Below are 25,205 nucleotides of genomic sequence, written 5' to 3' on the forward strand. Positions count from 1 at the left end.
TAGTGTTTATTTAATTGTTATTTCATCTACAAAAATCCAGCTTCTTCCATCATGAGGATAGCCTAAATGCCATTCGGGAAGTTCGCCTAGTTTTTTAGCTATGATTTTTATAAATCGAAATTTTTTAGATGATTGTTTGAAAAAGACTTTTTTAATTTCACTACCTTCAAATGGAATAGTTGTATCTATTGTTATTTTATTATCTATTGGTACGAAATTCACACCGTCTGTCGAACCAAAACATTCAATTTCAGTTGGGTAAAAAATCCAAGAACGTTGATCTTGTAAGAAATTAATAAAGACCATATTGACGTTCTTTAAACTACCTAAATCTACAGTAGCAATTAAATCTTCATTCCAATAGCCTTGCCACGTTCCAGTTCTAAAATCTTGTGTTCCGAAAATACCATCAATAAGTGCATCATTGCCTCCAGCATTGTATTGATTGGCATATTCTGTTTCTAGTTTAATGGAAAGATTTGGATCTATTTTATGAAATTTGGTTTCAATCGTTGCGCTTTTGGTTCCGTTTTTTTCTGAATACACTTTAAGGATTGTTGGTTCAGATATGTTTAACGGACTTTCATACGTCTTAAATTCAGATTCATCAAGGCTATAAAAAATGCTAGCCTCTTGATCTACATTATCTAAAACAACTTCAGTTTCGCCTTTAAAAGCGACATCACCTTTAGCAATAAAAGGGACAGGTACTATAATGTGTTTATCAATTTCTGTCTTTGGTTCTTGGCCGTCAAGACTTCCCCAAATCGCAGGATTGTCAGTCATATGAAATTCTAATGAGCCACCATTAATAATATCTTCATGCGAAATATAGGATTCGTTAAGTTGTTTCCCATTAAGAGTTGCAGATTCAATATAGATATTTGAATCACTCAGATTATTAGCGAGTATCGAAAATTGTTTTCCGTTCTCTAAGTTAATAGTTGCTTTATTAAATAAGGGTGTTCCAATAATGTATTGATTGCTTCCAGGAGTTACAGGGTAGAATCCCATAGAAGACAACACATACCATGCACTCATTTGTCCGCAATCTTCATTTCCCGAAACACCATTTGGTTCGTTGGTATATAATTCGGTTAGTATCTGATGAACTTTTTCCTGAGTTTTATGTGGTTTGTTTACAAAATTGTAGAGGTAAGCCATGTGATGACTAGGTTCGTTTCCATGAGCGTATTGACCGATGAGTCCGGTAATATCAGCTTGACTACGTCCTGAAGTTTCAGCTTCAGCTGTAAATAATTCATCAAGTTGCGTTTCTAATTTATCTTTTCCACCAAGAAGATTTGTAAACCCAGTAATATCTTGAGGAACATAAAAACTATATTGCCATGAATTCGCTTCGGTATAATTAAAGTTAACTTCGTAAGGATCAAAAGGAGCAAACCACGTATTTCTGAAACGTCCTCTCATGAATTGTGTTTCTGGATCGTAGATGTTTTTATAATATTGTGCTCTTTCAGAGTAAATTTTAAAATCATCTTCTTTTCCCATGGCTTTAGCCATTTCAGCAATCGTCCAATCGTCATAAGCGTATTCTAAGGTTTTTGACACCGATTCGCTTTCTTCTTCCACAGGAATAAATCCAAATGTTTTATAAGATTTAAGTCCGAGTTGATCTCGAGTTGCCGAATGTTTCATCGCTTCAAATGCTTTTTCAGCATCATAGTCATTTATGCCTTTTAAATAAGCATCAGCAATAACTGGAACTGCATGATAACCTATCATACAACCAGTATAATTGGCACTTAAATCCCAAATAGGCATGATGCCACCTTCATCATATTTTGCTAAAAATGTATTAATAAAGTCATTGGTTTTTTCTTGTTCGATAATAGTATATAGTGGATGTGCAGCACGATATGTATCCCATAGCGAAAAGACTGTGTAATAATCGAAATCTTTAGTTTGGTGAATTTCTAAGTCCATACCTCGATAACGGCCATCAACATCTTGATAAAGATTTGGCGCTATCATAGTGTGATACAAAGCGCTATAAAAGTTGGTTTTGTAGTCGTTGTTTTGAGACTCGATCACTATTTTTTCGAGTTGCGTTTCCCAAGAATTCTGTGCTTCTGTTTTTATGTCGTCAAAGGATGTATTTGCTATTTCTGCTTCAAGATTTTTAAGAGCTCCTTCTTGATCAACAGCACTTATACCAATTTTTATAAAAACCGGGTCATTGGTGGGATTGTCAAATTCAATTACAGCCTGTTTACTAATAAATTTATAGTTTTTTGAAATAGGCGTGTCTCCTTCAAGATAGGTAATGTCTTTTATAGGTTTTGAAAAGTGAATATTGTAAAACAAACGTTGATCGGTTGCCCAAGCTTTTGAATGTCGGAAACCAGTAAGTGTAGAATCATTTAGCATTTGAATTTTATAATCTAACAATTCATCGCGATGTTCTAAATCCAAAATAACATATTGATTCTCTGGAGATGGATAACTGTATTTATGAACGCCACTTCGTTTGGATACCGTTAATTCAACTTCAATATGTGTTGAATCTAAAAGAACTTTATAATAACCAGGTTCTGCAGTTTCATTGTCATGAGAAAAATGAGCGCGATAGCCAGGCTTTCCGTCGCTACCATTATTGAAATTGATGCTATTTGTAGGCATTAATAAAATATCTCCATAATCGCTTACACCTGTTCCGCTTAAATGTGTGTGAGAAAAGCCATAAATGTAGTTGTCACTATGATGATAACCAGAACAACCATCCCAACCATCTAGCCTTGTGTCTGGACTCAATTGAATCATTCCAAAGGGCATTGTGGCTCCAGGATAAGTATGACCATGTCCTCCAGTACCAATAAAAGGGTTTACATAATTAATAAGTGCTTTGTCTTTTTTTGCGGTTTCTATTTGTGGTTCTGTTTTACAACCAATTAGCAATAAAGTAGTTAAAACAATAGAAAAAAGATATTTCATAAAAGATTCTTTAAATCGTTTGATAAGATACTAAATCTTAACGTATCGTTAAATAATTTTTATGCTCATAATTCCTTTTTAAAATGCGTTATCTTTGAAGAAACTTCATTGTATGATTCGTTGGGTTATATTCATTTTAATCTATTCTCTTTTTTCAGTATACGGCTTTCAAGCGATTAAAACAGTAACTAAACTAAGCTGGTTGCATTATCTTTTTATCGCAATCGCTATAATAGTTGCAGGTAACTTTATCTATCAATTTTCTATTGGAGCTGAAGGACGAGTTCTTAATCCAGCTAAAAGTTATGCCTTTGGTTTTTTATTGGCATTCATGTCTTTAAATTTAGTCATCGTTCCTATTCTTATAGGAGAAGATATAATTAGAATTTTTCTTGGTGTTTATGACAAGTTGTTTGCTACAAAAGAATCTTTCTACTTGCCATCAAGACGAAAGTTTATAAGTACTGTTGCTCTTGGATTAGCTGCTATCCCTTTTGCGTCCTTGTTGTATGGAATGTATAGAGGAAAGTACCGATTTAGAGTTTTAGATTACGTACTTCATTTTGAAGACTTGCCAGAAGCATTTGATGGTTATAAAATCACTCAAATTAGTGATATTCATTCTGGGAGTTTTGACAATCGCGAAAAAATAGAATATGGTATTGATCTCATCAATCAACAAAAATCTGATGTGATTATGTTTACTGGAGATTTGGTAAATAATAAGGCTACGGAAATGTTGCCTTGGAAAAATCTTTTTGGGACTTTAAAAGCAAAGGATGGTGTGTTTTCTGTTTTAGGAAATCATGATTATGGTGATTATGTGAGTTGGGATACTAAAGAAGAAAAATCTAAGAATTTAGACGATCTGAAGACTCTTCAAAAGGAAATGGGCTATGATTTATTATTAAACGAATCTCGCTTTTTAGAAAGAGATGGGGAACGAATTGCTATAGTAGGTGTAGAAAATTGGGGAAAAGGCGGATTCAAAAAAGCAGGAGATCTTAAAAAGGCATCTGAGCAAGTAAACGCTGAAGATTTTAAAATATTAATGAGTCATGATCCAAGTCATTGGGAAGCTGAGGTTGTAAATGATGATTACCATTATCATCTAACCTTAAGTGGTCATACACATGGTATGCAATTTGGCATTGAAATTCCGGGTTGGATAAAATGGAGTCCTGTTAAATGGAGATATAAACAATGGGCTGGAATTTATGAAGAGTTAGGACAATATATAAATGTAAATAGAGGATTTGGTTATTTAGGATATCCAGGACGTGTTGGAATTTGGCCAGAGGTTACTGTAATTACACTTAAAAAAGGTTCAAATAATGCATAATAGCGTGGAAATGTTATATTTGTATATAGATATTTGATTTAAAAGTTTAAACGTATGTCAAAATTTGGGGAACTTATAGATGTTGACATTCCTGTTTTACTGGATTTTTTTACAGAATGGAATGAACAATCTACAGCAATGCATCCAGTAATGAGAGATGTTGCTGCCGCTCTAGGTGATAAAGCTAAAGTTATAAAAATCGACGTTGATAAAAACAAGGAGTTAGCTGAAGCCCTTCGTGTGAAAGGCTTACCAACACTTATTATTTATAAAAATGGCGAAATGAAATGGCGTCATAGTGGAGAACAAGATGCCAATACACTTATTGGTATAGTTCAAGAATTTCTTTAGAAACTCAAGGATTTAAATTCAAATCCTGCTTTACTAAAATATTCCAATACTTTGGGAAGTGCGTACATCATGTTTTTTGATGCTTTTACACTATCGTGAAATACGATAATACTACCTTCTTTACTTTTTGAAATCACATTGTTTAAGCAATCGTCTTCTGAAATTTCTTTCTGCCAATCGAAAGATAGTACGTCCCACATAATGATTTTATAATCTAAAGCCATCAGTTTTTTACCTTGCTTTGGTTTTATTTGTCCGTAAGGAGGACGAAATAAAAGGGAACTTTTAAATTGTTGTAATTCTATTTGTTTTTCAGCTTCTAAGACTTCGGTTATATAAGCTTTGGTTTTTGTTTTCCAACCTTTAACGTGATGCTGAGTATGGTTTCCGATAGCATGACCATCTTTGATGATATTCTGAAAGATATCTGGATGTTTTTCAATGTTTGCTCCTATACAAAAGAACGTTGCTTTTGCATTGTAATGCTTGAGTAAATCTAAAGTCCAATTTGTGATTTCTGGAATTGGTCCATCATCAAAGGATAAATACAAATCTTTAGTGTTGGTTTGAATGTCCCAAACATAATTTGGAAACATCTTTTTGGCAACTAAAGGTGTTTTAACTGGTGTGATTTTCACAATTCACTATTGTTCTAAATTCAGAATACTTTCTATTGTGTCTTTTGCAATATCTACATCTTCTCTTAATAGGTCATCTTGAATAGGTTCATCCTCATCTGTGAAATGTTTAAATAATCTCAAGTAATTATTGAACTTCTCAGTTTCTTCAAGTGCTAGATCTTTATCATTATAGATTACCAACAAATCAACTAAACTTCTGTAACGTTCAATATCTGAAACAATTTCATCGAGATATCGTGTTTGGTTCTCGATTGATAGTTCGCTATAATATTTAAGATTCTCTTGATATTTTATTGCGACATCTTGATACAGTTGTCTTGCTTTCTCAATTTTTTCAATTTCATAGTAACCACCAATATAAGGTTCAAGTAATGTATAGTATCCAAATTTGTCTACTGGCATTTTTTGCATAGCTAAATCTGCTATGTTTTCTGCTTTGTCAAATTGGTCTTCATTGATAAGTATTTCCACTAAACGAGCAAGGTTACCTCTATATGTAATACCGTTTTTACGAGTTTCAACATCGTGATAAATATCGTCACTACCACTATTCCCCCAATCCCAAGACATTACTTTTTCGTACATTAATTCAGAATCTATTCGTCCCATGTCAAATGGGTTGGCTCTATCAATTGCTGTTTGAATAGGTACTAATTTGTAACATAAACCGTCTAATTGAAGATAATCTTTCATCCAAATATAATCTTCATCACTAAAAGCACCTCCTGTAAAATAGATAGGACGTTTCCAATCGTTATTTGCAACGATATCTAACATTAGTAACCTGTTTTTGTATAAGGCACTTCCTTTAATTTCAACATCTAAATATGGTAAGATCTTATCCGCATCTTTTTGCTTTACAATCCCATTGTCTAAAACAGTTTGCTTATCGACAGGGACTCTAATAAAACGCGTTGGGAAATAGTTAGAATTAAGTAATTGGGTTGGATATCCTGCTGGATCTTCACCTTCACGTTGTAAAATGTATTTTAATTTATACTTAGGATCGTCATTACCAATAAAATTCATGAATTCTTTGATCATCAAGGTGTCATCAGTAATCTCACGTCTCATTACGTAATCTCTTGTGCCATACTTATATTGATCATGCGTCAACTGCGAAGGAATTGGATCACTTTCGTAGGCTTTTCGTTTCATTTGATCAATGTACCAATCCGTTTGAAACAGACTTGTATTAACAACTCTAACATCTGTTCTTACGCCTTCAATTTCTTGTAAATACCAAAGAGGGAAACTATCGTTATCTCCAATAGTAAATAATATGGCATTTGGTGCACAGGATTCTAAATACTGTCTTGCCATTGCATTTGCAGTATATTTATCAGATCTGTCATGATCATCCCAATTGTTTGCAGCTAAAATCCCAGGAACTAGTACCAAACAAACCACAGTAATTGCAGGAGCTAAAAATTTTGAAGCCACCTTGGTCCTTAAAAGATCATATATGGCGTAAACTCCAAAACCAATCCAAATAGCAAACACATAAAAGGAGCCAACTACTGAATAGTCACGTTCTCTAGGTTCAAATGGCCTGACATTCGTGTAAAATTGAATAGCTAATCCTGTAAACAAGAAGAATACTAACATCATCCAAAAGCGTTTTGGGTCTTTGGACATGAGATAAAAGAATCCAATAAGGCCTAAAATAAAAGGAAGGAAATAGTATGTGTTTCTCGCTTTGTTATTTTCAACATCACTTGGCAAGTTGTCCTGTGACATTCCAAGATGTAACTCGTCAATAAAATCAACACCACTAATCCAATTACCGTGTAAATCAGTATACTTTCCTTGAAGATCATCTTGGCGTCCAGTAAAATTCCACATAAAGTAACGCCAATACATATAGCCTAACTGAAAGTCTATCATGTAATAGAAATTATCTAGAAGAGAAGGTTTATCAATATCTAAATATTGTTGCCCAAATTGTTTAAGAAAGTTATGATAGTCTTCGTAATCAACTTGACCTTCCATAACATCTTTCCTAAATTCATTTACTTGTTCTTTAATGCTATTTACTCTTAAATTTGAATATTGACTAGCCTCATCATTAGAGTAACCTTGAGCTAATGCATCATTGTAAAGGGTGATTCCTAAATCTGGTTTTACTTTAAATTCAAGCAAACCTGTAAACATCATGTAGTTTTCAGCATGTTCTGTACTCCACATACGTGGTAATATTGCTGCTTGCTCAGAATTGTAATTTTGTTTAGCGTTTTTATATTGGTTGACAATTACATACTCACCTTTTTCATAGTCTTTTTCATATTTAGGTTTGTCATCTACATAAGGATTGTTTTCATCTAAACCAGTATACTGTTCGGTAAAAAGTGGACCGTAGAATAAATGTGTTTCTGGATACTGCTCTAAGTTGTAGTAAGCTAAAAGTTCTCTAGCACTTGAAGGATTATTTTCATTAATGATTACATTGGCATTTGCTCTGATTGGTAGCATAAGCCATGATGAAAACCCGATGAAAATAAAGATTAAACACAAGGTTAAAGTGTTGGCGTATTTATAGCCTCTTTTTTTTGTTTCTTTTAATCCGAAGTAAAATGCAGCTATTAAAACGATACCTGCAATTATTGAACCTGAATTAAATGGCAGACCAATAGTATTGACAAAGAAAATTTCTGAAGCACTAAATAATTTAAGTGCATTAGGAAGTAATAATTTAAATATGAATAATAAAATTGCAACAGCTACAATATTGGCAACGATAAAATTTTTGGTAGTTACTTTTTGATAATTTTTGAAAAAGTAAATCAATCCTAGAGCAGGAATTGTTAATAGTCCCATAAAGTGTACTCCAAAAGAAAGTCCAATTACAAAAGCAATTAAGATTAACCATTTATGACCTCTAGGTTCGTGCATGTCTTGTTCCCAGCGCAGTCCTAAATAAAATAAAACAGCCATAATTAGAGTTGCCATCGCATACACTTCAGTTTCAACAGCATTAAACCAAAATGAATCTGTAAATGTAAATGCTAAACTACCAACTAGCGCACTACCTAAAATTGCTATTGATGCATTTTGAGTTAGTTCACCTTCATTAGAAACTAATTTTTTCAATAGGATACTTATCGTCCAAAACATGAAAAGAATAGTAAAAGCACTAGCAACAGCACTCATCATATTCATCATCATCCCAATTAACTCATTGTTTCCAAAAGTAAAAATAGAAAAGAATGCTCCTAAAATTTGAAACAAAGGAGCTCCAGGTGGATGTCCAACTTGCAACTTTGAAGAGGTTAAAATGTATTCACCAGCATCCCAAAAACTCACAGTGGGTTCTATGGTTAATGCATAGGTAATCAATGCTATTATAAAAGCAAACCATCCTAAAATGGTATTCCATTTCTTGAAGTTGAAATGTGTCATATACAAGGTCTATTTATGCGAGCGAATTTAGTAATAATTATACGAAACGCTAGAATTTTTAAGTAAACGTTATGCTTTTTTGATTATTTTATATGATTTTGTTTGTACAAATAAAACTTTGTACTAAATTTGCACCCTCTTTAAGAGATTGGCCCATGGTGTAACTGGCAACACATTGGTTTTTGGTACCAAAGAGTCTAGGTTCGATCCCTAGTGGGCCAACAAAAAAAAGTCTTCCAATTTTGGAAGACTTTTTCTTTTTATAATATTTCGTTTTTAAATTTTAAAAGTAATTACTGGTCGATTAGCATGATTTACTAGGTCTTCGCTAATACTTCCGTTAAAGAAATGTGCAATACCTTGTCTGCCATGAGTACTAATTCCAATAAGATCTGCATCAATATCTTTTGAGAAATTTAAAATACCTTTTTCAACACTGTCATCATTATAGATGTTTAAGGAATAGTTTTTAAAACTGCAATCTTCAATAAATGCATTGATGCGTTCATTCGCTTTTTTAGTTGTTGTGAAATTCCCAGCTGTGTTCACCATTAATAGGTGGATTTTAGCTCCAAAGGCTGTAGCAAATTCTGTTGCTTGGCGATAGGTTTCTTTGCTATCGTTTTTAAAATCTGAAGCAAATACAAAATCGTCTATACTAAATTCTTCATGATCGTTTTTAATAACTAATACAGGTACAACAGAATTTCTAACCACTTTTTCTGCGTTAGATCCTACAAACATTTCCTTAAAACCACTAGCTCCATGTGAGCCCATGATGATAATATCTGCACCTTGTTCATGACAAATATCAACAACGCCATTAAACGAAGCTTCCGGTTTAACAATATCATGAACGGTTATGTCTTTTAAATAATCGCTATCCATGATTTCTTTAAACTTTTTATGCGCCATTTTCATAAAAAACATTACTTCTGGGACTTCAGCATAAGAGCTTACAGCATCAGTTTCTTGCATTGGAATTTCTAGCATGTGCAATAAATAAATTTCGCTACCATTCTTTTTAGCGATTTTGGCCGCTACTTTTAATGCATTTTCAGCTTCTTGAGAAAAGTCTGTTGGAACTAATATTTTTTTCATAAAATTTAAGGTTGATTACAATCTCCTAAATTTAATAATAAAAATCGACATAACACAGCTTGGTAAAATCAATAAAATTGTTGTATATTTGCAGCGTTGTTTGAAGAAATAAGAATAATGAGCGGACGGAAAGTCCGCTCTTTTTATACTAAAAATGTTCAGAGATTCCGTAAAAATATTGTTAGAAGAAGGTCTTAATCAAAGAGAAGACCTGTTTTTAGTCGATTTTGATGTTTTAGCAGATAACTCAATTAAGATTGTGATAGATGGTGATAATGGAGTTCTCGTAGGAGACTGTATGTTTATTAGTAGAGCTATTGAGCATAATCTGGATAGAGAAGAACAAGATTTTTCTTTAGAAATATTGTCTGCAGGTGCAACATCACCTTTAACTAATATTAGACAATACAAGAAAAATATTGGTAGAACACTTAGCGTGAAAACAACAAGTAATGAAGATATTGAAGGTAAACTAACAGAAGTTGACGATGAAAAGATTCTTCTGGAGTGGAAAGCAAGAGAGCCAAAACCAATTGGTAAAGGAAAAGTAACCGTAAAAAAGCAAGCTGAATTATCGTATAACTCGATAAGTAAAGCTCAAGTTGTAATAAAATTTTAATTCATAAGAATAATGGAAAATATTGCGTTAATTGATTCTTTTTCAGAGTTTAAAGATGAGAAGTTAATCGATCGTGTAACGTTAATGGCGATTTTAGAAGATGTTTTGAGAAATGCCTTAAAGAAAAAGTATGGTGATGATGATAATTTTGATATTATTATCAATCCAGACAAAGGGGATTTAGAAATTTGGAGAAATAGAATTGTAGTTGCAGATGATGAAGTTGAAGAGCCAAATCAAGAAATCGCTTTATCAGAAGCGCAAAAAATAGAACCTGATTTTGAAGTTGGTGAGGATGTTGCTGAAGAAGTAAAACTTGTTGATTTAGGTCGTCGTTCAATTTTAGCATTAAGACAAAACTTAATCTCTAAAATTCATGAACATGATAATACTAATATCTATAAGCAATTTAAAGAATTAGAAGGAGAGATATATTCTGCTGAAGTACATCATATTCGCCATAGAGCTATTATACTTTTGGATGATGATGGTAATGAAATCATTCTTCCAAAAGACAAACAAATTCCTTCAGATTTCTTTAGAAAAGGAGAAAACGTAAGAGGGATTATTGAAAGTGTAGAATTAAAAGGAAATAAGCCAGCAATAATCATGTCAAGAACAGCTCCTGTTTTTCTTGAGAAATTATTTGAGCAAGAAATTCCAGAAGTATTTGATGGTTTAATTACCATTAAAAAAGTAGTTCGTATCCCAGGAGAAAAAGCGAAAGTTGCTGTAGATTCTTATGATGATAGAATTGATCCAGTTGGAGCTTGTGTAGGTATGAAAGGTTCTAGAATTCACGGGATTGTTCGTGAATTAGGAAATGAAAATATTGATGTTATTAATTATACCAATAACCTTAATCTTTTTATTACAAGAGCGCTTAGTCCTGCAAGAGTGACTTCTGTCAAATTAGATGAAGAAACAAAGCGTGCTGAAGTATTGTTAAAACCAGAAGAAGTATCTAAAGCAATTGGTAGAGGTGGTCACAACATTAGATTAGCTGGTCAATTAACAGGTTATGAAATAGATGTGTTTAGAGAAGGTGCTGAGGAAGATGTAGAATTGGGTGAATTTACTGATGAAATAGAAAGTTGGATTATTGCAGAATTCAGTAAAGCAGGTTTAGATACTGCAAAAAGTATTTTAGAACAAGATGTTGTAGATCTTGTAAAACGTACAGATTTAGAAGAAGAAACAATATTAGATGTTATTAGAATTCTTAAGGAAGAATTCGAAGAATAGTACCAGTTTAACAATGTAAAGTTAATTTGGTATAAAAGATTTTTAAGTTATATTACAAGCGATTTATGGCTCAAACAAGATTAAATAAAGTATTACGAGAACTCAATATTTCTATTGATCGTGCTGTTGATTTTTTAGAATCAAACGGTGTCGAAATAGAGAAGAGTCCTAATACCAAAATATCAGAAGACGTTTACACAATTCTTTCCAACGAATTCCAAACTGACGCTAATAAAAAAATGGCGTCGCAAGAAGTTAGTGAAGCGAAATTAAAGGAAAAGGAAGAATTGCGCGAACAGCGTGAGCGTGAGTTGGAAGAAAAAGCTAAGCAAGAAGAGAAAAAGAGCAAAGAGGTTGTTAAGGCTAAAGCAGAATTAAGTGGCCCAAAACAAGTTGGAAAAATAGACTTAGATAAACCTAAAAAAGAAGCAGAGCCAAAACCTGAAGAACCTAAGGCAGTTAAAGAGCCAGAAGTTAAAAAGGAAGAAGCAAAAGAAGAAGCTCCAAAGAAAGAAGAAGCTCCAAAGAAAGAAGAAGCTCCAAAGAAAGAAGAAGCTCCGAAGAAAGAAGAGGAAGCTCCAAAGAAAGAAGTAGCTAAAGAAGAAGCTCCGAAGAAAGAAGAAAAAAAGACTAAAGAAGAGCCTGCAGAAGAGCCTGCAGTAGAATCTAAAGAGGAACCTGTAGATGAAACTTTAAAAACTCAATACAAGAAATTATCCGGTCCTAAAATTGCTGGTGAAAAAATTGACCTTTCTAAGTTTAATAAACCTAAGAAGAAAAAGGAAGAAAAAAAGCCAGCTGATAATAAAACGACTGCTGGAGACGCTAATAAGAAGAAGAGAAGACGTATAAGTAAAGGACCTGGTTCTGGACCTGGTGCCACAGGCGGTAACTTTGGAAATAGAAGCGGAAACCAAAGAGGTGGTTATAAAGGTAAAACTCAAGGAGGTAAACGTACATCTACTGTAAAAGCAGAGCCAAGTGCTGAAGAAGTTCAAAAGCAAGTTCGTGAAACTCTAGAGAAACTTCAAGGGAAATCGAGTAAAGGAAAAGGCGCAAAATATAGAAGAGAAAAAAGAGACCAGCATAGAGAGCAGACTGAAATTGATCAAAAAATTGAAGATGCTGAAAGCAAAATTCTTAAAGTAACAGAGTTCGTAACAGCTAATGAAGTTGCTACGATGATGAATGTTTCTGTTACTGAAATTATTTCTGCTTGTATGTCACTTGGTATGATGGTAACCATGAACCAACGATTAGATGCTGAAACCTTAACGGTTGTTGCTGATGAGTTTGGTTATAACGTTGATTTTGTGACCTCTGATATTGAAGAGTCAATAGAAGAAGTTGAAGATAAACCAGAAGATTTAGTAGCTCGTGCTCCAATCGTTACCGTTATGGGTCACGTAGATCACGGTAAAACATCTTTACTAGATTATATACGTCAAGAAAATGTAATCGCTGGTGAATCAGGTGGAATTACACAACATATTGGTGCTTATGGTGTTCAACTAGAAGACGGACAAAAAATCGCATTTCTTGATACACCAGGTCACGAGGCTTTTACAGCAATGCGTGCTCGTGGTGCTCAAGTTACCGATTTAGCAATTATTGTAGTTGCTGCAGATGATTCTATAATGCCACAAACAAAAGAAGCAATTGCTCATGCTCAAGCAGCAGAAGTGCCAATTGTTTTTGCAATAAATAAAATTGATAAAGATGGAGCAAATCCTGAAAAAGTAAAAGAGGGATTAGCACAGATGAATTTATTAGTTGAAGATTGGGGAGGAAAAATCCAGTCACATGATATTTCGGCTAAAGACGGAACAGGAATTAAAGAATTATTAGAAAAGGTATTGCTTGAAGCTGAATTATTAGAGTTAAAAGCAAATCCAAATAAACAAGCTAATGGAACTGTTGTAGAAGCATTCTTAGATAAAGGAAGAGGATATGTGTCTACAATTTTAGTCCAGGCAGGAACTTTAAAAGTTGGAGATTATGTTCTTGCTGGTAAAAATAGCGGAAAAGTTAGAGCTATGCATGATGAGCGTGGTAACAGCGTGAAAGTTGCTGGACCATCAACACCAGTTTCTATATTAGGTTTAGATGGAGCGCCTCAAGCAGGAGATAAGTTTAGTGTATTTGAAGATGAGCGTGAAGCAAAACAAATTGCTGCAAAACGTACACAATTACAACGTGAGCAATCAGTTAGAACGCAACGTCATATTACTCTTGATGAAATCGGACGTCGTATAGCGCTTGGTGATTTCCAAGAATTAAATATCATCCTTAAAGGTGATGTGGATGGTTCTGTGGAAGCATTAACAGATTCATTCCAGAAATTATCTACTGAAGAAATACAAGTTAATATCATACATAAAGGTGTTGGTGCCATTACCGAAAGTGATGTCTTATTAGCAACAGCTTCTGATGCAATTATTATTGGGTTTAATGTAAGACCAATGGGTAATGCGCGTCAAATTGCGGATAAAGAAGAAATTGATATCAGAATGTATTCAATTATATATGATGCTATTAATGATCTTAAAGATGCAATGGAAGGTATGTTATCTCCAGAGCTTAAAGAAGAGATTACTGGTACAGCAGAGATTAGAGAATTATTTAAGGTATCTAAAATTGGAACTATTGCTGGTTGTATGGTAACTAATGGTAAAATCTTTAGAAGTTCAGGAATTCGTTTAATACGTGATGGTGTTGTAATTCACACAGGTGAATTAACTTCATTAAAACGATTTAAAGATGATGCTAAGGAGGTTGCTAAAGGATATGATTGTGGTATTCAATTGAAAAACTATAATGATGTTCAAATTGACGATGTTCTAGAAGCATTCCAAGAAGTAGAAGTAAAGAAAAAATTGAAATAATTAATTCTATATTAAATAAAAAAAAGCGACCTTAAGGTCGCTTTTTTTTGTGATTAAAAATTTTAACTTTTATTTTTTGTCTTTCTTCGGTTCAAAAATAAATGCATTAGTATATTTTCTTTTTATTTTTAAAAGTGCTTTGTCAGCTTCTAACCTACTTCTGAAATTTCCTATCCAAATTTTTGTGTTTGGCGAATCAAATTCCATACTTACAGGCCATTCATTAAATGAATTTAAAAAATTCTGTTTAGATGATTCAGCACCTGATCGTGTGCCAGAGTACACCTGAATTTTAAAGAGGTTTACGGTCTTTACGTCTTTTTTGAATTCTAGTAATTTATCTATATCGCTATCTTGATCAACTACAACTGTTCCGATCTGAGAAAAACTCTCGATTGAAAAGCTAAAAAAAGCGATTGCGATTAATAAAAGTTTCATATTACGTTTTATCATAACTAAGTGATTTAGTGCAAAGAAAATGATTTTTTTTTATTGCGTTCATATTTGATTCATTTATATAACTTATTGAAGACTTTAAATATTATTTAGAATCTTTATAAATTAACAATTAACAGTTCACTAACATTTCTAAAATCGACATTATATGTTATTTTTGCGTGAGATTTTACAAACGTTTTTTTCAATTTAATTAATGAAAAAATCATACCAAAGTTTAGAAGATAATTCAACTAACACTATGATACAAGTGATTTACCGTAAACTAACAGCAAATTTTCTCAATTTAGGGTTAGTTTTTTTACTCACGATTTCTACTTCACTTACTGCTCAGGAAGGTGATCCAGCAAAAGGAAAAACTTTATTTAATACAAATTGTGCCTCATGTCATCAAATGGATAAGAAGATGACTGGACCTGCTTTACGTGATTTAGAATTGCGTTTAGAGGAAGAGCTAGGTTTAGATAGAGAATGGATAAACAAATGGATTAGAAATAGTGCTGGTTTAATTAAATCTGGTGATGCTTACGCTAACCAAATTTATAATGAGTACAATGGTACAGCGATGACCGCTTTCCCACAATTATCAGATCAAGATATATCAGACGTTTTGGCTTATACAGCTCAGCCTAAAGCAGCGCCTGCTGTAGCAGCTGGTCCTGCTGCAAATAGTGGTGGTGGAGATTCTGATGGAATCTCAAACAAATTAATTCTAGGAGCTTTAGCAATCTTATTTGTGTTGTTAGCAATGGCCTTACTTATGGTTCGTAAAACATTAAATCGTTTTGCAGAAGCTAAAGGTATTGATATTGCTAGTGAAGATAAAAGCATTCCTATCTGGAAAGCTTTTATTCAAAATCAATTCTTGATTTTAGTTACTGTAATACTTCTATTATTAGCTAGTGCCTATTTTGTTTTTGGTTACCTATCACAAATAGGTGTTGATCAGGGTTACGAGCCAGTTCAGCCAATTCATTATTCACATAAAATTCATGCAGGAGATAATGGTATTGATTGTAAATACTGTCATTCATCTGCAAGAGTTAGTAAGCAATCTGGAATACCATCATTAAATATATGTATGAACTGTCATAAATCTATTTATGAAGTTTCAGAAGATACTCAAGCAGAAGGTATAAATGAATATGGGGTTGATTATAATGCTGAAATCAAAAAATTATATGCAGCTGTAGGTTGGGATGATGATGAACAAAAGTATACTGGAGAAACTGAGCCTGTAAAATGGGTGAGAATACATAATCTTCCAGATTTCGCATACTTTAACCACTCACAACACGTCACTGTTGCGGGTGTAGAATGTCAAACTTGTCATGGACCAGTTGAAGACATGGAAGTAATGTATCAATATGCACCTTTAACAATGGGATGGTGTATTGATTGTCACAGAAAGACTGAGATTAACGTAAAAGATAACGCGTATTACACAAAAATACATGAGCAGTTATCTAAGAAATATGGTGTAGATAAATTGACAGCTGCCCAAATGGGTGGACTGGAATGTGGAAAATGCCATTACTAATAAGTTTAATAAGAAGTAATTCAATTATATAATATGTCATCAAACAAGAAATACTGGAAAAGTGTTGAAGAGCTAAACGAAAACAGCTCTATTGTTGAGACGCTAGGACAGAATGAATTTGTTAATGAGATTCCTACCGAAGAATTTTTAGGTAATAAAGAATCTCTAGAATCTTCTTCTACTACGCGTCGTGACTTTTTAAAGTACGTAGGTTTTAGTACTGCGGCAGCATCATTAGCTGCTTGTGAAGGACCAGTGATTAAATCTATTCCTTATGTAGTACAGCCTGAAGAAATTATTCCTGGAGTTGCTAATTACTATGCAACTACCATTGCAAATGGTTTTGATTTTGCAAGTGTATTGGTTAAAACTCGTGAAGGTCGTCCAATAAAAATTGAAAACAATACAATGGCAGCTACTAATGGTGGTGCTAATGCCAGAGTTAATGCTTCAGTTTTAGGATTGTATGATATATTGAGAGTAAAGTCACCAATGAATGGTGAGTCTTCTGTCTCTTGGTCAACTTTAGATACTGAAGTAGGTCAGAAATTAGAGTCAATGAAGTCTTCTGGAAAGCAAATCGTGTTATTGACACAAACATTTGCAAGTCCTTCAACTTCAAAATTGATTTCTGAATTCTCTGCTAAATATGGAAATGTACGTCATGTAGTTTATGATGCAGTTTCAGAATCTCCAGCGCTCGATGCTTACGAAGCTAATTATGGTGAGCGTGGATTAGCAAATTATGATTTCTCTAAAGCCACAACAATAGTATCTATTGGAGCAGATTTCTTAGGAGATTGGCAAGGTGGTGGATTTGATTCAGGATATTCGAAAGGACGTGTGCCAAAGCATGGTAAAATGTCTCGTCATATTCAGTTTGAATCTAATATGTCATTATCAGGAGCTAACGCAGACAAACGTGTGCCATTAACTCCAAGTCAGCAAAAACAAGCATTAGCAAAATTATATAGTTTAGTAGTTGGAGGCTCTGTGTCAACAGACTTACCAGAAAATATAAACAGTGCTGTTCAAAATGCGGCTAACGAATTAAAGAAAGCAGGAAGTAACGGAGTTTTAGTTACTGGTATTCAAGATGTGAATGCGCAGACTGTTGCAATAGCAATTAACGAGTCGCTAAGTAGCAAAGCATTTGATCCTAAAACACCAATCTTAACAAGACAAGGTAATTCTAAAGATTTAATGTCTTTAGTTTCAGATATGAAGGCTGGTAAAGTTGGAGCTTTAATCATGAGTGGTGTAAACCCAATGTATACACTTCCTAATGCTACTGAATTTGCTGAAGGTCTTGAAAAAACAGAATTATCTGTTGCATTCTCACTAAAATCTGATGAAACGTCTTCAGTTTGTGATTATATCGCAGCTGCACCTCATTATCTAGAATCTTGGGGAGATGTTGAAATGAAAAAAGGACATTTCAGTGTAATGCAACCAACAATCCGTCCATTATTTGATACACGTCAATTTCAAGAAGCGTTATTAAAGTGGACTGACAACGATATGACATATCGTGATTATATTAAAGATGCTTGGGGAACTTCAGTATTATCGGGAACGCCTTTCAATAAAGCAGTTCAAGATGGTGTTTATATTCCTGGAATGTTTGGAAGTAATCCAGCAGGATCTTCTATTACTACGACTGAAAGTACAACAGTATTAAAAGATAAGAAAGACAGAACATTAGTTGGAGGCATTATTCATGATGCTGCAGTAGGTGTTGGAATTAAAGAGGAAGATAAGGATGAATATACATCGACTACATCTTCGTCAACTACATCAACAAGTGGTTCTAATTCTGCTTCAGGAATAGCTGCAGTAAATGCAGGTAGTGCAGCAAGAGCATTAGCTTCTTCTGCTAATTCTGAAGGTATGGAATTACAACTCTATACTAAAACAGGAATGGGAGATGGTCAACAAGCCAACAACCCTTGGTTACAAGAATTTCCTGATCCAATTACAAGAACATCTTGGGATAACTACGTAACAGTTTCAGCAGCCGATGCAAAATCATTGAATTTAGTAAATGAACATGAGGCAACTGGAGGTTTAAATGGTAGCTATGCTGATTTAACTGTTAATGGAGTTACTGTAAAAAATGTGCCAGTAATTGTTCAACCAGGACAAGCTAAAGGATCTTTAGGAATGTCTTTAGGATTTGGTAGAACAGCTGGTTTAAAAGATGAAATGAAAACTGGTGTTAACGCTTACCCGTTATATCAGAATTTTGATAACGCACAAAGCGTATCTATTAGTAAAGCATCTGGAATGCATGAGTTTGCATCTGTTCAGTTGCAAAACACATTAATGGGTCGTGGTGATATTATTAGAGAAACAACTTTAGAAGTATTTAATACAAAAGATAAGCAACAATGGAATCCAATGCCAATGGTGTCCTTAAACCATGTTGAAACTCCAGTAACATCTCCTGAAGTTGATTTATGGGATGAGTTTGATAGATCAATTGGTCATCATTTCAATTTATCTATTGATTTAAATTCATGTACAGGATGTGGAGCATGTGTAATTGCATGTCACGCTGAAAACAATGTGCCTGTAGTTGGTAAAGAAGAAATTAGACGTAGTCGTGACATGCACTGGTTACGTATAGATAGATATTATTCTTCAGAAGAGACTTTTGCGGATGATGATACTAAGAAGGATGAATTTTCAGGACTTTTTGGAGAAAAAGGTTCATTAGGCGGATTTGGAGAATTGGAAAATCCAGCTGATAATCCTCAAGTAGCTTTCCAACCAGTAATGTGTCAGCACTGTAATCACGCACCTTGTGAAACAGTTTGTCCAGTAGCAGCAACTTCTCATGGTCGTCAAGGTCAGAATCATATGGCTTACAACCGTTGTGTAGGAACTCGTTATTGCGCAAATAACTGTCCTTACAAAGTAAGACGTTTCAACTGGTTCTTATATTCTGAAAATGATGAGTTTGATTACTATATGAATGACGATTTAGGTCGTATGGTATTAAATCCTGATGTTGTTGTTCGTTCTCGTGGTGTAATGGAAAAATGTTCTATGTGTATTCAAAAAACACAGAAAACGATTCTTGATGCAAAACGCGATGGACGCGAAATTAAAGATGGAGAATTCCAAACAGCTTGTTCTGCGGCTTGTAGCAATGGAGCAATGGTATTTGGAGATATCAATGATAAAGACAGTAAAGTTGCAAAACTTTTAAAAGATGATCGTATGTATCACTTATTAGAGAGTGTTGGTACTAAGCCAAATGTGCAGTACCATACTAAAGTGAGAAACACGACAGAAGCATAAAAATTAATTAAGAAACAATTATAATAGATTATGGCGTCTCATTACGAAGCACCTATTAGAAGACCCTTAGTTACGGGAGAAAAATCATATCACGATGTATCGGTAGATGTGGCAGCTCCAGTAGAAGGAAAAGCAAACAAATCTTGGTGGATTGTATTTTCAATAGCACTTGTCGCATTCCTTTGGGGAGTAGGTTGTATTATCTATACAATTTCCACAGGTATCGGAACTTGGGGTTTGAATAAAACCGTTGGTTGGGCTTGGGATATTACTAACTTCGTTTGGTGGGTTGGTATTGGTCATGCAGGAACACTTATTTCGGCAGTACTTTTACTGTTCCGTCAAAAATGGAGAATGGCAATTAACCGTTCTGCGGAAGCGATGACCATATTCTCGGTTATCCAAGCAGGTTTGTTCCCAATCATTCACATGGGTCGTCCATGGTTAGGATACTGGGTATTACCTATTCCAAATCAATTTGGTTCACTTTGGGTAAACTTTAACTCACCATTACTTTGGGATGTATTTGCGATTTCTACGTATTTATCAGTTTCAATGGTATTCTGGTGGACTGGTTTATTACCTGATTTTGCGATGATACGTGATAGAGCAGTGAGACCTTTCCAAAAGAAGATATACTCTTTATTGAGTTTTGGATGGTCAGGACGTGCAAAAGATTGGCAACGCTTTGAAGAAGTATCATTAGTACTCGCAGGATTAGCAACACCATTAGTATTATCTGTACATACTATTGTATCTATGGACTTTGCTACTTCAGTTATTCCTGGTTGGCATACGACGATTTTTCCTCCTTATTTTGTAGCAGGAGCGATTTTCTCTGGATTTGCCATGGTAAACACACTTCTTATTATTATGAGAAAAGTGTGTAACCTTGAAGATTATATTACAGTTCAACATATCGAATTAATGAATATTGTAATCATGATTACAGGTTCTATAGTTGGTGTGGCTTATATGACAGAATTGTTCATAGCTTGGTATTCAGGAGTTGAATATGAACAATATGCATTCTTAAACAGAGCAACAGGTCCTTATGCTTGGGCATATTGGGCGATGATGACTTGTAATGTATTCTCACCACAATTTATGTGGTTTAAAAAATTACGTACAAGTATTATGTTCTCTTTCTTTATTTCGATTGTTGTAAATATTGGAATGTGGTTTGAACGTTTTGTTATTATTGTAACCTCATTACACAGAGATTACTTGCCATCTTCTTGGACGATGTTCTCACCAACATTTGTTGATATTGGAATTTTTATAGGAACAATTGGTTTCTTCTTTGTATTATTCCTTTTATATGCTAGAACATTCCCTGTGATTGCTCAGGCTGAGGTAAAAACAATTTTGAAATCGTCAGGAGAACGCTATAAAAATATCAGAGAGAGAGGAGATAGTTTAGTAGGAACTGGTTCTGATCAAAGAACGTCTGGTAAAACGGTTGCTGTAAAAACAGAGTCAACGAAACCTGCAGAAGATAATTCAGCTAAAGTAACAGACTTACTAGGATCTATTGGTTCTTTTGATGCTGATTCTCAAACGGCGGATGATTTAAAACAAGTAAATGGCATTGGCCCAAAAATGGAAGAAGTATTAAATAGCATTGGTATTTATTCGTTCCTTCAAGTGAGCAAAATGACAAAAAGAGAATATGATTTGTTAGATTCAATTACAGGTTCTTTCCCAGGAAGAGCTGAACGTGATGATTGGTCTGGACAAGCTAAAAAATTAATAAACTAAAATAGTACATGGAAGCTTCAAAAGTAATTCACGCTATTTATACAGATGATGACGTTCTAATGGCTGCCGTTAAAAAGGTAAAGTCAGAAAAATATCACATTGAAGAAATATACACGCCTTTTCCCGTTCATGGACTAGACAAGGTAATGGGCTTAGAACCGACTCGTATTGCAATTACATCATTTATATATGGATGTATAGGGCTAGCTGTTTCAATTGTGATGATGAATTTTATCATGATTCAAGATTGGCCTCAAAATATTGGAGGAAAGCCTAGTTTCAGTTACATAGAAAATATGCCAGCATTTGTACCAATTATGTTTGAGTTGACAGTATTTTTTGCAGCTCACTTAATGGTAATCACTTTTTACCTTAGAAGTAGAATGTGGCCATTTAAAAAGGCAGAAAACCCAGACCCTAGAACTACTGATGATCATTTCCTAATGGAAATTGCAGTTCATGGTAACGAAAACAAATTGTCAGAGTTATTAAAAGAAACTGGAGCAGTAGAAGTTAATTTAATTGATAAAGAGCATTAATTTATTCAGATGAAAAGCTTATTTAAAATAATAGTAGTATTAACGGTATTTGCAAGTATTCTTTCTTGTAAGAAAGATACAAGACCAAACTACCAGTTTATGCCAAATATGTATGAATCCGTAGGTTATGAAACTTATGCTGAGTCTGATGCTTTTCCTGGAGGAGTTGAAGCTCAATTACCGGCAGAAGGATCAATACCAAGAGGAGATTTCATGCCTTTTGAAATTGAAAATACTAATGACGGTTTCCTTTTAGCTAAAGAGACTTTAATGACTTCACTTGATTCAACTCAAGTAGACAGCGAAAGAGGAAAAGAATTGTACAATATTTATTGCGGAATTTGCCATGGTAATAAAGGTAAAGGTCAAGGTAAATTAGTAAAGAGAGAAAAAATATTAGGAGTGCCTGGTTATGATGATGTTGGAAGAGCAATTACAGAAGGTAGTATTTACCATACTATTTATTACGGAAAAAATGCAATGGGTTCTTACGCTAATCAATTAAATGAAGAAGAACGTTGGCAAGTTGTAGATTACGTTTTAAAATTAAAAGCGGATCTAGAAAAATAATTTAGATAAAGATTATATACAGATATGTACACATTTTCAAGTAAATTAAAAACATTCTCTATTGTACTTATTGTTTTAGGTGCACTAGGTGTTGCTTATGGTTTTATGACATCTCACAAATCTTTAGATGAAGTAAAAGAGATGATCGCACATGAAGCAGCTGGAGATCATGGAGGTGGTCATGAAGCAGATGCAGATACTCATGTTGTAGCAGATGATCATGGAGATTCACATAGTGAAGAATCTCATGGAGAAGTTACCGAAAATCATGGTGATGAGCATGCTAAACATGTACAACACCAATTAGAAAACAGACCATGGTCAGCACTTTATGTTGCTGCATTTTTCTTCTTTATGATAGCACTTGGCGTATTAGCATTTTATGCTGTACAATTTGCAGCTCAAGCGGGCTGGTCACCAGTACTATATAGAGTCATGGAAGGAATTACGGCTTACGTATTGCCTGGTGCTTTAATTGTTTTAGGTATTGCTGTAGCATCACATTATATCGGACATAATAATATTTTTATCTGGATGGACCCAGAAGTTGTAGCTCATGATAAGCTTATTGCTGGTAAATCAGGATTCTTAAATATGACTGGATTTATAATTCGTGGTTTGATATTTATTTCTGGATGGAGTTTATATAGATATTTTGCTAGAAAATTCTCTTTAGCACAAGATCAGGCGGATATAAATGATAATCGTAATTTCAAAAAGTCATTTAGAATTGCAGCTGGTTTCTTAGTATTCTTTATTTATACAGAATCTATGATGTCATGGGATTGGATAATGAGTGTTGATCCTCACTGGTTCTCAACATTATTTGGATGGTATGTATTTGCATCTATGTTTGTAAGTGCTATCACTGTAATTGCTTTAATTACCATGTACTTGAAATCAAGAGGTCATTTACCATTCGTTAATGATAGTCACTTACATGATTTGGCAAAATTCATGTTTGGTTTTAGTATTTTCTGGACTTACTTATGGTTCTCACAGTTTATGCTTATCTGGTATTCAAACATTCCAGAAGAGGTAACGTACTTTGTGACTCGATTCCAAGATTATCAATTGCCATTTTTGGCCATGGTAGCAATGAATTTCGTATTCCCATTATTACTTTTAATGAATAGTGATTATAAACGAATTCCTTGGTTTGTAGTAATGGCAGGTATCGTTATTTTATGTGGTCACTATATTGATGTATTCAATATGATTATGCCTGCAACGGTAGGAGATAGATGGTATATTGGTATTCCTGAAATAGGATCAGTAATGTTATTTGCTGGATTATTCATTTTTGTGGTATTTACTGCATTATCAAAACATCCATTACTCGCAAAAGGAAATCCTTTTATTAAAGAAAGTGAAAATTTCCATTATTAATAAAATTAAATAAAGAAGACAAACGACAATGACTGCTTTTTTAACACTTATAATAGTACTATTCATAGCTATTGCGATATGGCAAATGGTGAAAATATTTGACCTTGCTCAAGTAGGTTCAGATAATGACCAAGTAGCTACAGATAAAGACAATACGCTTAATGGATATTTAATGATGGCATTTCTTGTCTTCATTTATGCCATTACTATTGCTAGTTTTTGGTATTTAGGAGATTTACCTTTAATGTCAAACTCTGCGTCAGAACATGGACCAGAATTAGATAATTTGATGGTTATTTCTATGGCTCTTATTTTTGTAGTCCAAACCTTTACCCAATTCCTTCTACATTATTTTGCGTATAAATACAAAGGAGAAAAAGGACGTAAAGCATTGTTTTATGCTGATAATAATACCTTAGAAGCTATCTGGACATTTATTCCGGTGGTAGTATTAGCTGGTTTAATTATTTATGGTTTGTTCACTTGGACAAGTATCATGAATGTTGACGAAAGTGAAGATCCAGTAGTTATTGAGCTTTATGCTCAACAATTTAACTGGAAAGCTCGTTATGCAGGTGAGGATAATACTTTAGGTCTTGCTAACGTGAGATTAATTGATATTGATCGTGCAAACATATTAGGAGTTGATGAATCTGATCCAAATGCTCAAGATGATATAATTACAACTGAACTTCATTTACCAGTAGGACAACCAATATTGTTCAAGATGCGTTCTCAAGATGTATTGCACTCGGCTTATATGCCTCACTTTAGAGCTCAGATGAACTGTGTTCCTGGAATGATTACACAATTTGGGTTTACGCCAAGTGTGACAACAGCAGAGATGCGTCAAAATCCTGATATTGTTGAAAAAGTTGCTAATATTAATGCACTACGATTAGAGAGGAAAGATGAAATTGAAGCTATAGGACAAGAGTTAATATATGAGTTTGATTACCTATTGTTATGTAATAAAATATGTGGTAAATCTCATTATAATATGCAAATGAAGATTATTGTTGAAACCCAAGAAGAATATGATGCTTGGCTAAGTGAACAAAAAACCTTCAAGAATTCTTTAACTAACTAAAAGATTAAAAAAAGAA

Annotated in this window: 17 protein-coding genes and 1 tRNA gene; 13 read left to right on the forward strand and 5 right to left on the reverse strand. The window is 33.9% G+C overall.

Annotated features, from left to right (window positions below; translation table 11 throughout):
* Positions 1-6: 6 nt before the first annotated feature.
* Positions 7-2,955 carry a GH92 family glycosyl hydrolase gene (locus RH81_RS03070; RefSeq protein ID WP_033957566.1) on the reverse strand — a complete coding sequence of 983 codons (2,949 nt, stop codon included), beginning with the start codon at positions 2,953-2,955 and terminating at the stop codon, positions 7-9.
* Positions 2,956-3,067: 112 nt separating this feature from the next.
* Here RH81_RS03070 and RH81_RS03075 point away from each other — a divergent pair, with 112 nt between their 5' ends.
* Both RH81_RS03075 and RH81_RS03080 read left to right on the forward strand, forming a co-directional pair.
* On the forward strand, positions 3,068-4,297 hold the full coding sequence (locus tag RH81_RS03075) for a metallophosphoesterase (RefSeq protein ID WP_033957569.1): 1,230 nt from the start codon (positions 3,068-3,070) through the stop codon (positions 4,295-4,297).
* A 54-nt stretch (positions 4,298-4,351) separates the two neighbouring features.
* On the forward strand, positions 4,352-4,648 hold the full coding sequence (locus RH81_RS03080) for a thioredoxin family protein (protein WP_033957573.1): 297 nt from the start codon (positions 4,352-4,354) through the stop codon (positions 4,646-4,648).
* On the opposite strand, the gene RH81_RS03085 is transcribed toward RH81_RS03080, so the two are convergent.
* Entirely contained in the window at positions 4,645-5,286 is a 642-nt protein-coding gene (locus RH81_RS03085) for a polysaccharide deacetylase family protein (protein WP_033957578.1), read from the reverse strand. The genes RH81_RS03080 and RH81_RS03085 overlap by 4 nt on opposite strands.
* A gap of 6 nt (positions 5,287-5,292) precedes the next feature.
* Entirely contained in the window at positions 5,293-8,688 is a 3,396-nt protein-coding gene (locus tag RH81_RS03090; RefSeq protein WP_033957581.1) for a glycosyltransferase family 117 protein, read from the reverse strand.
* Between the two features lie 149 nt (positions 8,689-8,837).
* Here RH81_RS03090 and RH81_RS03095 point away from each other — a divergent pair.
* A tRNA-Gln gene (locus RH81_RS03095) sits at positions 8,838-8,910 on the forward strand.
* 54 nt (positions 8,911-8,964) lie between these two features.
* On the opposite strand, the gene RH81_RS03100 is transcribed toward RH81_RS03095, so the two are convergent.
* Positions 8,965-9,789: a universal stress protein gene (locus RH81_RS03100; RefSeq protein WP_033957582.1), complete on the reverse strand. Its 825-nt coding sequence runs from the start codon at positions 9,787-9,789 to the stop codon at positions 8,965-8,967.
* Positions 9,790-9,943: 154 nt separating this feature from the next.
* Here RH81_RS03100 and rimP point away from each other — a divergent pair, with 154 nt between their 5' ends.
* From rimP to infB, 3 genes are all read left to right on the forward strand, one after another.
* A complete protein-coding gene (gene rimP, locus RH81_RS03105) occupies positions 9,944-10,408 on the forward strand; it encodes a ribosome assembly cofactor RimP (protein ID WP_033957583.1) in 465 nt (154 codons plus the stop codon).
* Between the two features lie 12 nt (positions 10,409-10,420).
* Complete coding sequence (nusA, locus tag RH81_RS03110; protein ID WP_033957585.1) at positions 10,421-11,653, forward strand: transcription termination factor NusA; 1,233 nt, start codon at positions 10,421-10,423, stop codon at positions 11,651-11,653.
* Between the two features lie 65 nt (positions 11,654-11,718).
* Complete coding sequence (gene infB / locus RH81_RS03115; RefSeq protein WP_033957586.1) at positions 11,719-14,538, forward strand: translation initiation factor IF-2; 2,820 nt, start codon at positions 11,719-11,721, stop codon at positions 14,536-14,538.
* Between the two features lie 69 nt (positions 14,539-14,607).
* Here the strand turns inward: infB and RH81_RS03120 are convergent, their stop codons facing one another.
* A complete protein-coding gene (locus RH81_RS03120; protein WP_206539385.1) occupies positions 14,608-14,976 on the reverse strand; it encodes an SPOR domain-containing protein in 369 nt (122 codons plus the stop codon).
* Between the two features lie 259 nt (positions 14,977-15,235).
* Here RH81_RS03120 and RH81_RS03125 point away from each other — a divergent pair, with 259 nt between their 5' ends.
* The 7 genes from RH81_RS03125 to RH81_RS03155 are packed head-to-tail and all read left to right on the forward strand — an operon-like array spanning position 15,236 to position 25,189.
* Positions 15,236-16,534 (forward strand): c-type cytochrome, encoded by a 1,299-nt coding sequence (locus RH81_RS03125; protein WP_033957735.1) that lies wholly within the window; start codon positions 15,236-15,238, stop codon positions 16,532-16,534.
* A gap of 33 nt (positions 16,535-16,567) precedes the next feature.
* Positions 16,568-19,840: a TAT-variant-translocated molybdopterin oxidoreductase gene (locus tag RH81_RS03130; RefSeq protein WP_033957588.1), complete on the forward strand. Its 3,273-nt coding sequence runs from the start codon at positions 16,568-16,570 to the stop codon at positions 19,838-19,840.
* A 30-nt stretch (positions 19,841-19,870) separates the two neighbouring features.
* The gene (gene nrfD, locus RH81_RS03135) at positions 19,871-21,601 is read left to right on the forward strand and encodes an NrfD/PsrC family molybdoenzyme membrane anchor subunit (protein ID WP_081988184.1); all 1,731 of its coding nucleotides are present in this window, start codon (positions 19,871-19,873) and stop codon (positions 21,599-21,601) included.
* Between the two features lie 8 nt (positions 21,602-21,609).
* The gene (locus RH81_RS03140; protein ID WP_033957590.1) at positions 21,610-22,140 is read left to right on the forward strand and encodes a DUF3341 domain-containing protein; all 531 of its coding nucleotides are present in this window, start codon (positions 21,610-21,612) and stop codon (positions 22,138-22,140) included.
* Positions 22,141-22,149: 9 nt separating this feature from the next.
* Positions 22,150-22,710: a c-type cytochrome gene (locus tag RH81_RS03145; RefSeq protein WP_033957597.1), complete on the forward strand. Its 561-nt coding sequence runs from the start codon at positions 22,150-22,152 to the stop codon at positions 22,708-22,710.
* A 24-nt stretch (positions 22,711-22,734) separates the two neighbouring features.
* On the forward strand, positions 22,735-24,099 hold the full coding sequence (locus tag RH81_RS03150) for a hypothetical protein (protein ID WP_033957598.1): 1,365 nt from the start codon (positions 22,735-22,737) through the stop codon (positions 24,097-24,099).
* Between the two features lie 28 nt (positions 24,100-24,127).
* A complete protein-coding gene (locus RH81_RS03155) occupies positions 24,128-25,189 on the forward strand; it encodes a cytochrome c oxidase subunit II (protein WP_033957599.1) in 1,062 nt (353 codons plus the stop codon).
* The last annotated feature ends 16 nt before the right edge of the window (positions 25,190-25,205 follow it).

This window comes from Psychroserpens jangbogonensis, from assembly GCF_000797465.1.
GTDB lineage: Bacteria > Bacteroidota > Bacteroidia > Flavobacteriales > Flavobacteriaceae > Psychroserpens > Psychroserpens jangbogonensis.

What these genes read in the sequence shown, in the direction of transcription:
- RH81_RS03070 (WP_033957566.1), bottom strand. Translation starts at nt 2,955, where the DNA reads ATGAAATATCTTTTTTCTATTGTTTTAACTACTTTATTGCTAATTGGT.
- RH81_RS03075 (WP_033957569.1), top strand. Translation starts at nt 3,068, where the DNA reads ATGATTCGTTGGGTTATATTCATTTTAATCTATTCTCTTTTTTCAGTA.
- RH81_RS03080 (WP_033957573.1), top strand. Translation starts at nt 4,352, where the DNA reads ATGTCAAAATTTGGGGAACTTATAGATGTTGACATTCCTGTTTTACTG.
- RH81_RS03090 (WP_033957581.1), bottom strand. Translation starts at nt 8,688, where the DNA reads ATGACACATTTCAACTTCAAGAAATGGAATACCATTTTAGGATGGTTT.
- RH81_RS03100 (WP_033957582.1), bottom strand. Translation starts at nt 9,789, where the DNA reads ATGAAAAAAATATTAGTTCCAACAGACTTTTCTCAAGAAGCTGAAAAT.
- rimP (WP_033957583.1), top strand. Translation starts at nt 9,944, where the DNA reads ATGTTCAGAGATTCCGTAAAAATATTGTTAGAAGAAGGTCTTAATCAA.
- nusA (WP_033957585.1), top strand. Translation starts at nt 10,421, where the DNA reads ATGGAAAATATTGCGTTAATTGATTCTTTTTCAGAGTTTAAAGATGAG.
- infB (WP_033957586.1), top strand. Translation starts at nt 11,719, where the DNA reads ATGGCTCAAACAAGATTAAATAAAGTATTACGAGAACTCAATATTTCT.
- RH81_RS03120 (WP_206539385.1), bottom strand. Translation starts at nt 14,976, where the DNA reads ATGAAACTTTTATTAATCGCAATCGCTTTTTTTAGCTTTTCAATCGAG.
- RH81_RS03125 (WP_033957735.1), top strand. Translation starts at nt 15,236, where the DNA reads ATGATACAAGTGATTTACCGTAAACTAACAGCAAATTTTCTCAATTTA.
- RH81_RS03130 (WP_033957588.1), top strand. Translation starts at nt 16,568, where the DNA reads ATGTCATCAAACAAGAAATACTGGAAAAGTGTTGAAGAGCTAAACGAA.
- nrfD (WP_081988184.1), top strand. Translation starts at nt 19,871, where the DNA reads ATGGCGTCTCATTACGAAGCACCTATTAGAAGACCCTTAGTTACGGGA.
- RH81_RS03140 (WP_033957590.1), top strand. Translation starts at nt 21,610, where the DNA reads ATGGAAGCTTCAAAAGTAATTCACGCTATTTATACAGATGATGACGTT.
- RH81_RS03145 (WP_033957597.1), top strand. Translation starts at nt 22,150, where the DNA reads ATGAAAAGCTTATTTAAAATAATAGTAGTATTAACGGTATTTGCAAGT.
- RH81_RS03150 (WP_033957598.1), top strand. Translation starts at nt 22,735, where the DNA reads ATGTACACATTTTCAAGTAAATTAAAAACATTCTCTATTGTACTTATT.
- RH81_RS03155 (WP_033957599.1), top strand. Translation starts at nt 24,128, where the DNA reads ATGACTGCTTTTTTAACACTTATAATAGTACTATTCATAGCTATTGCG.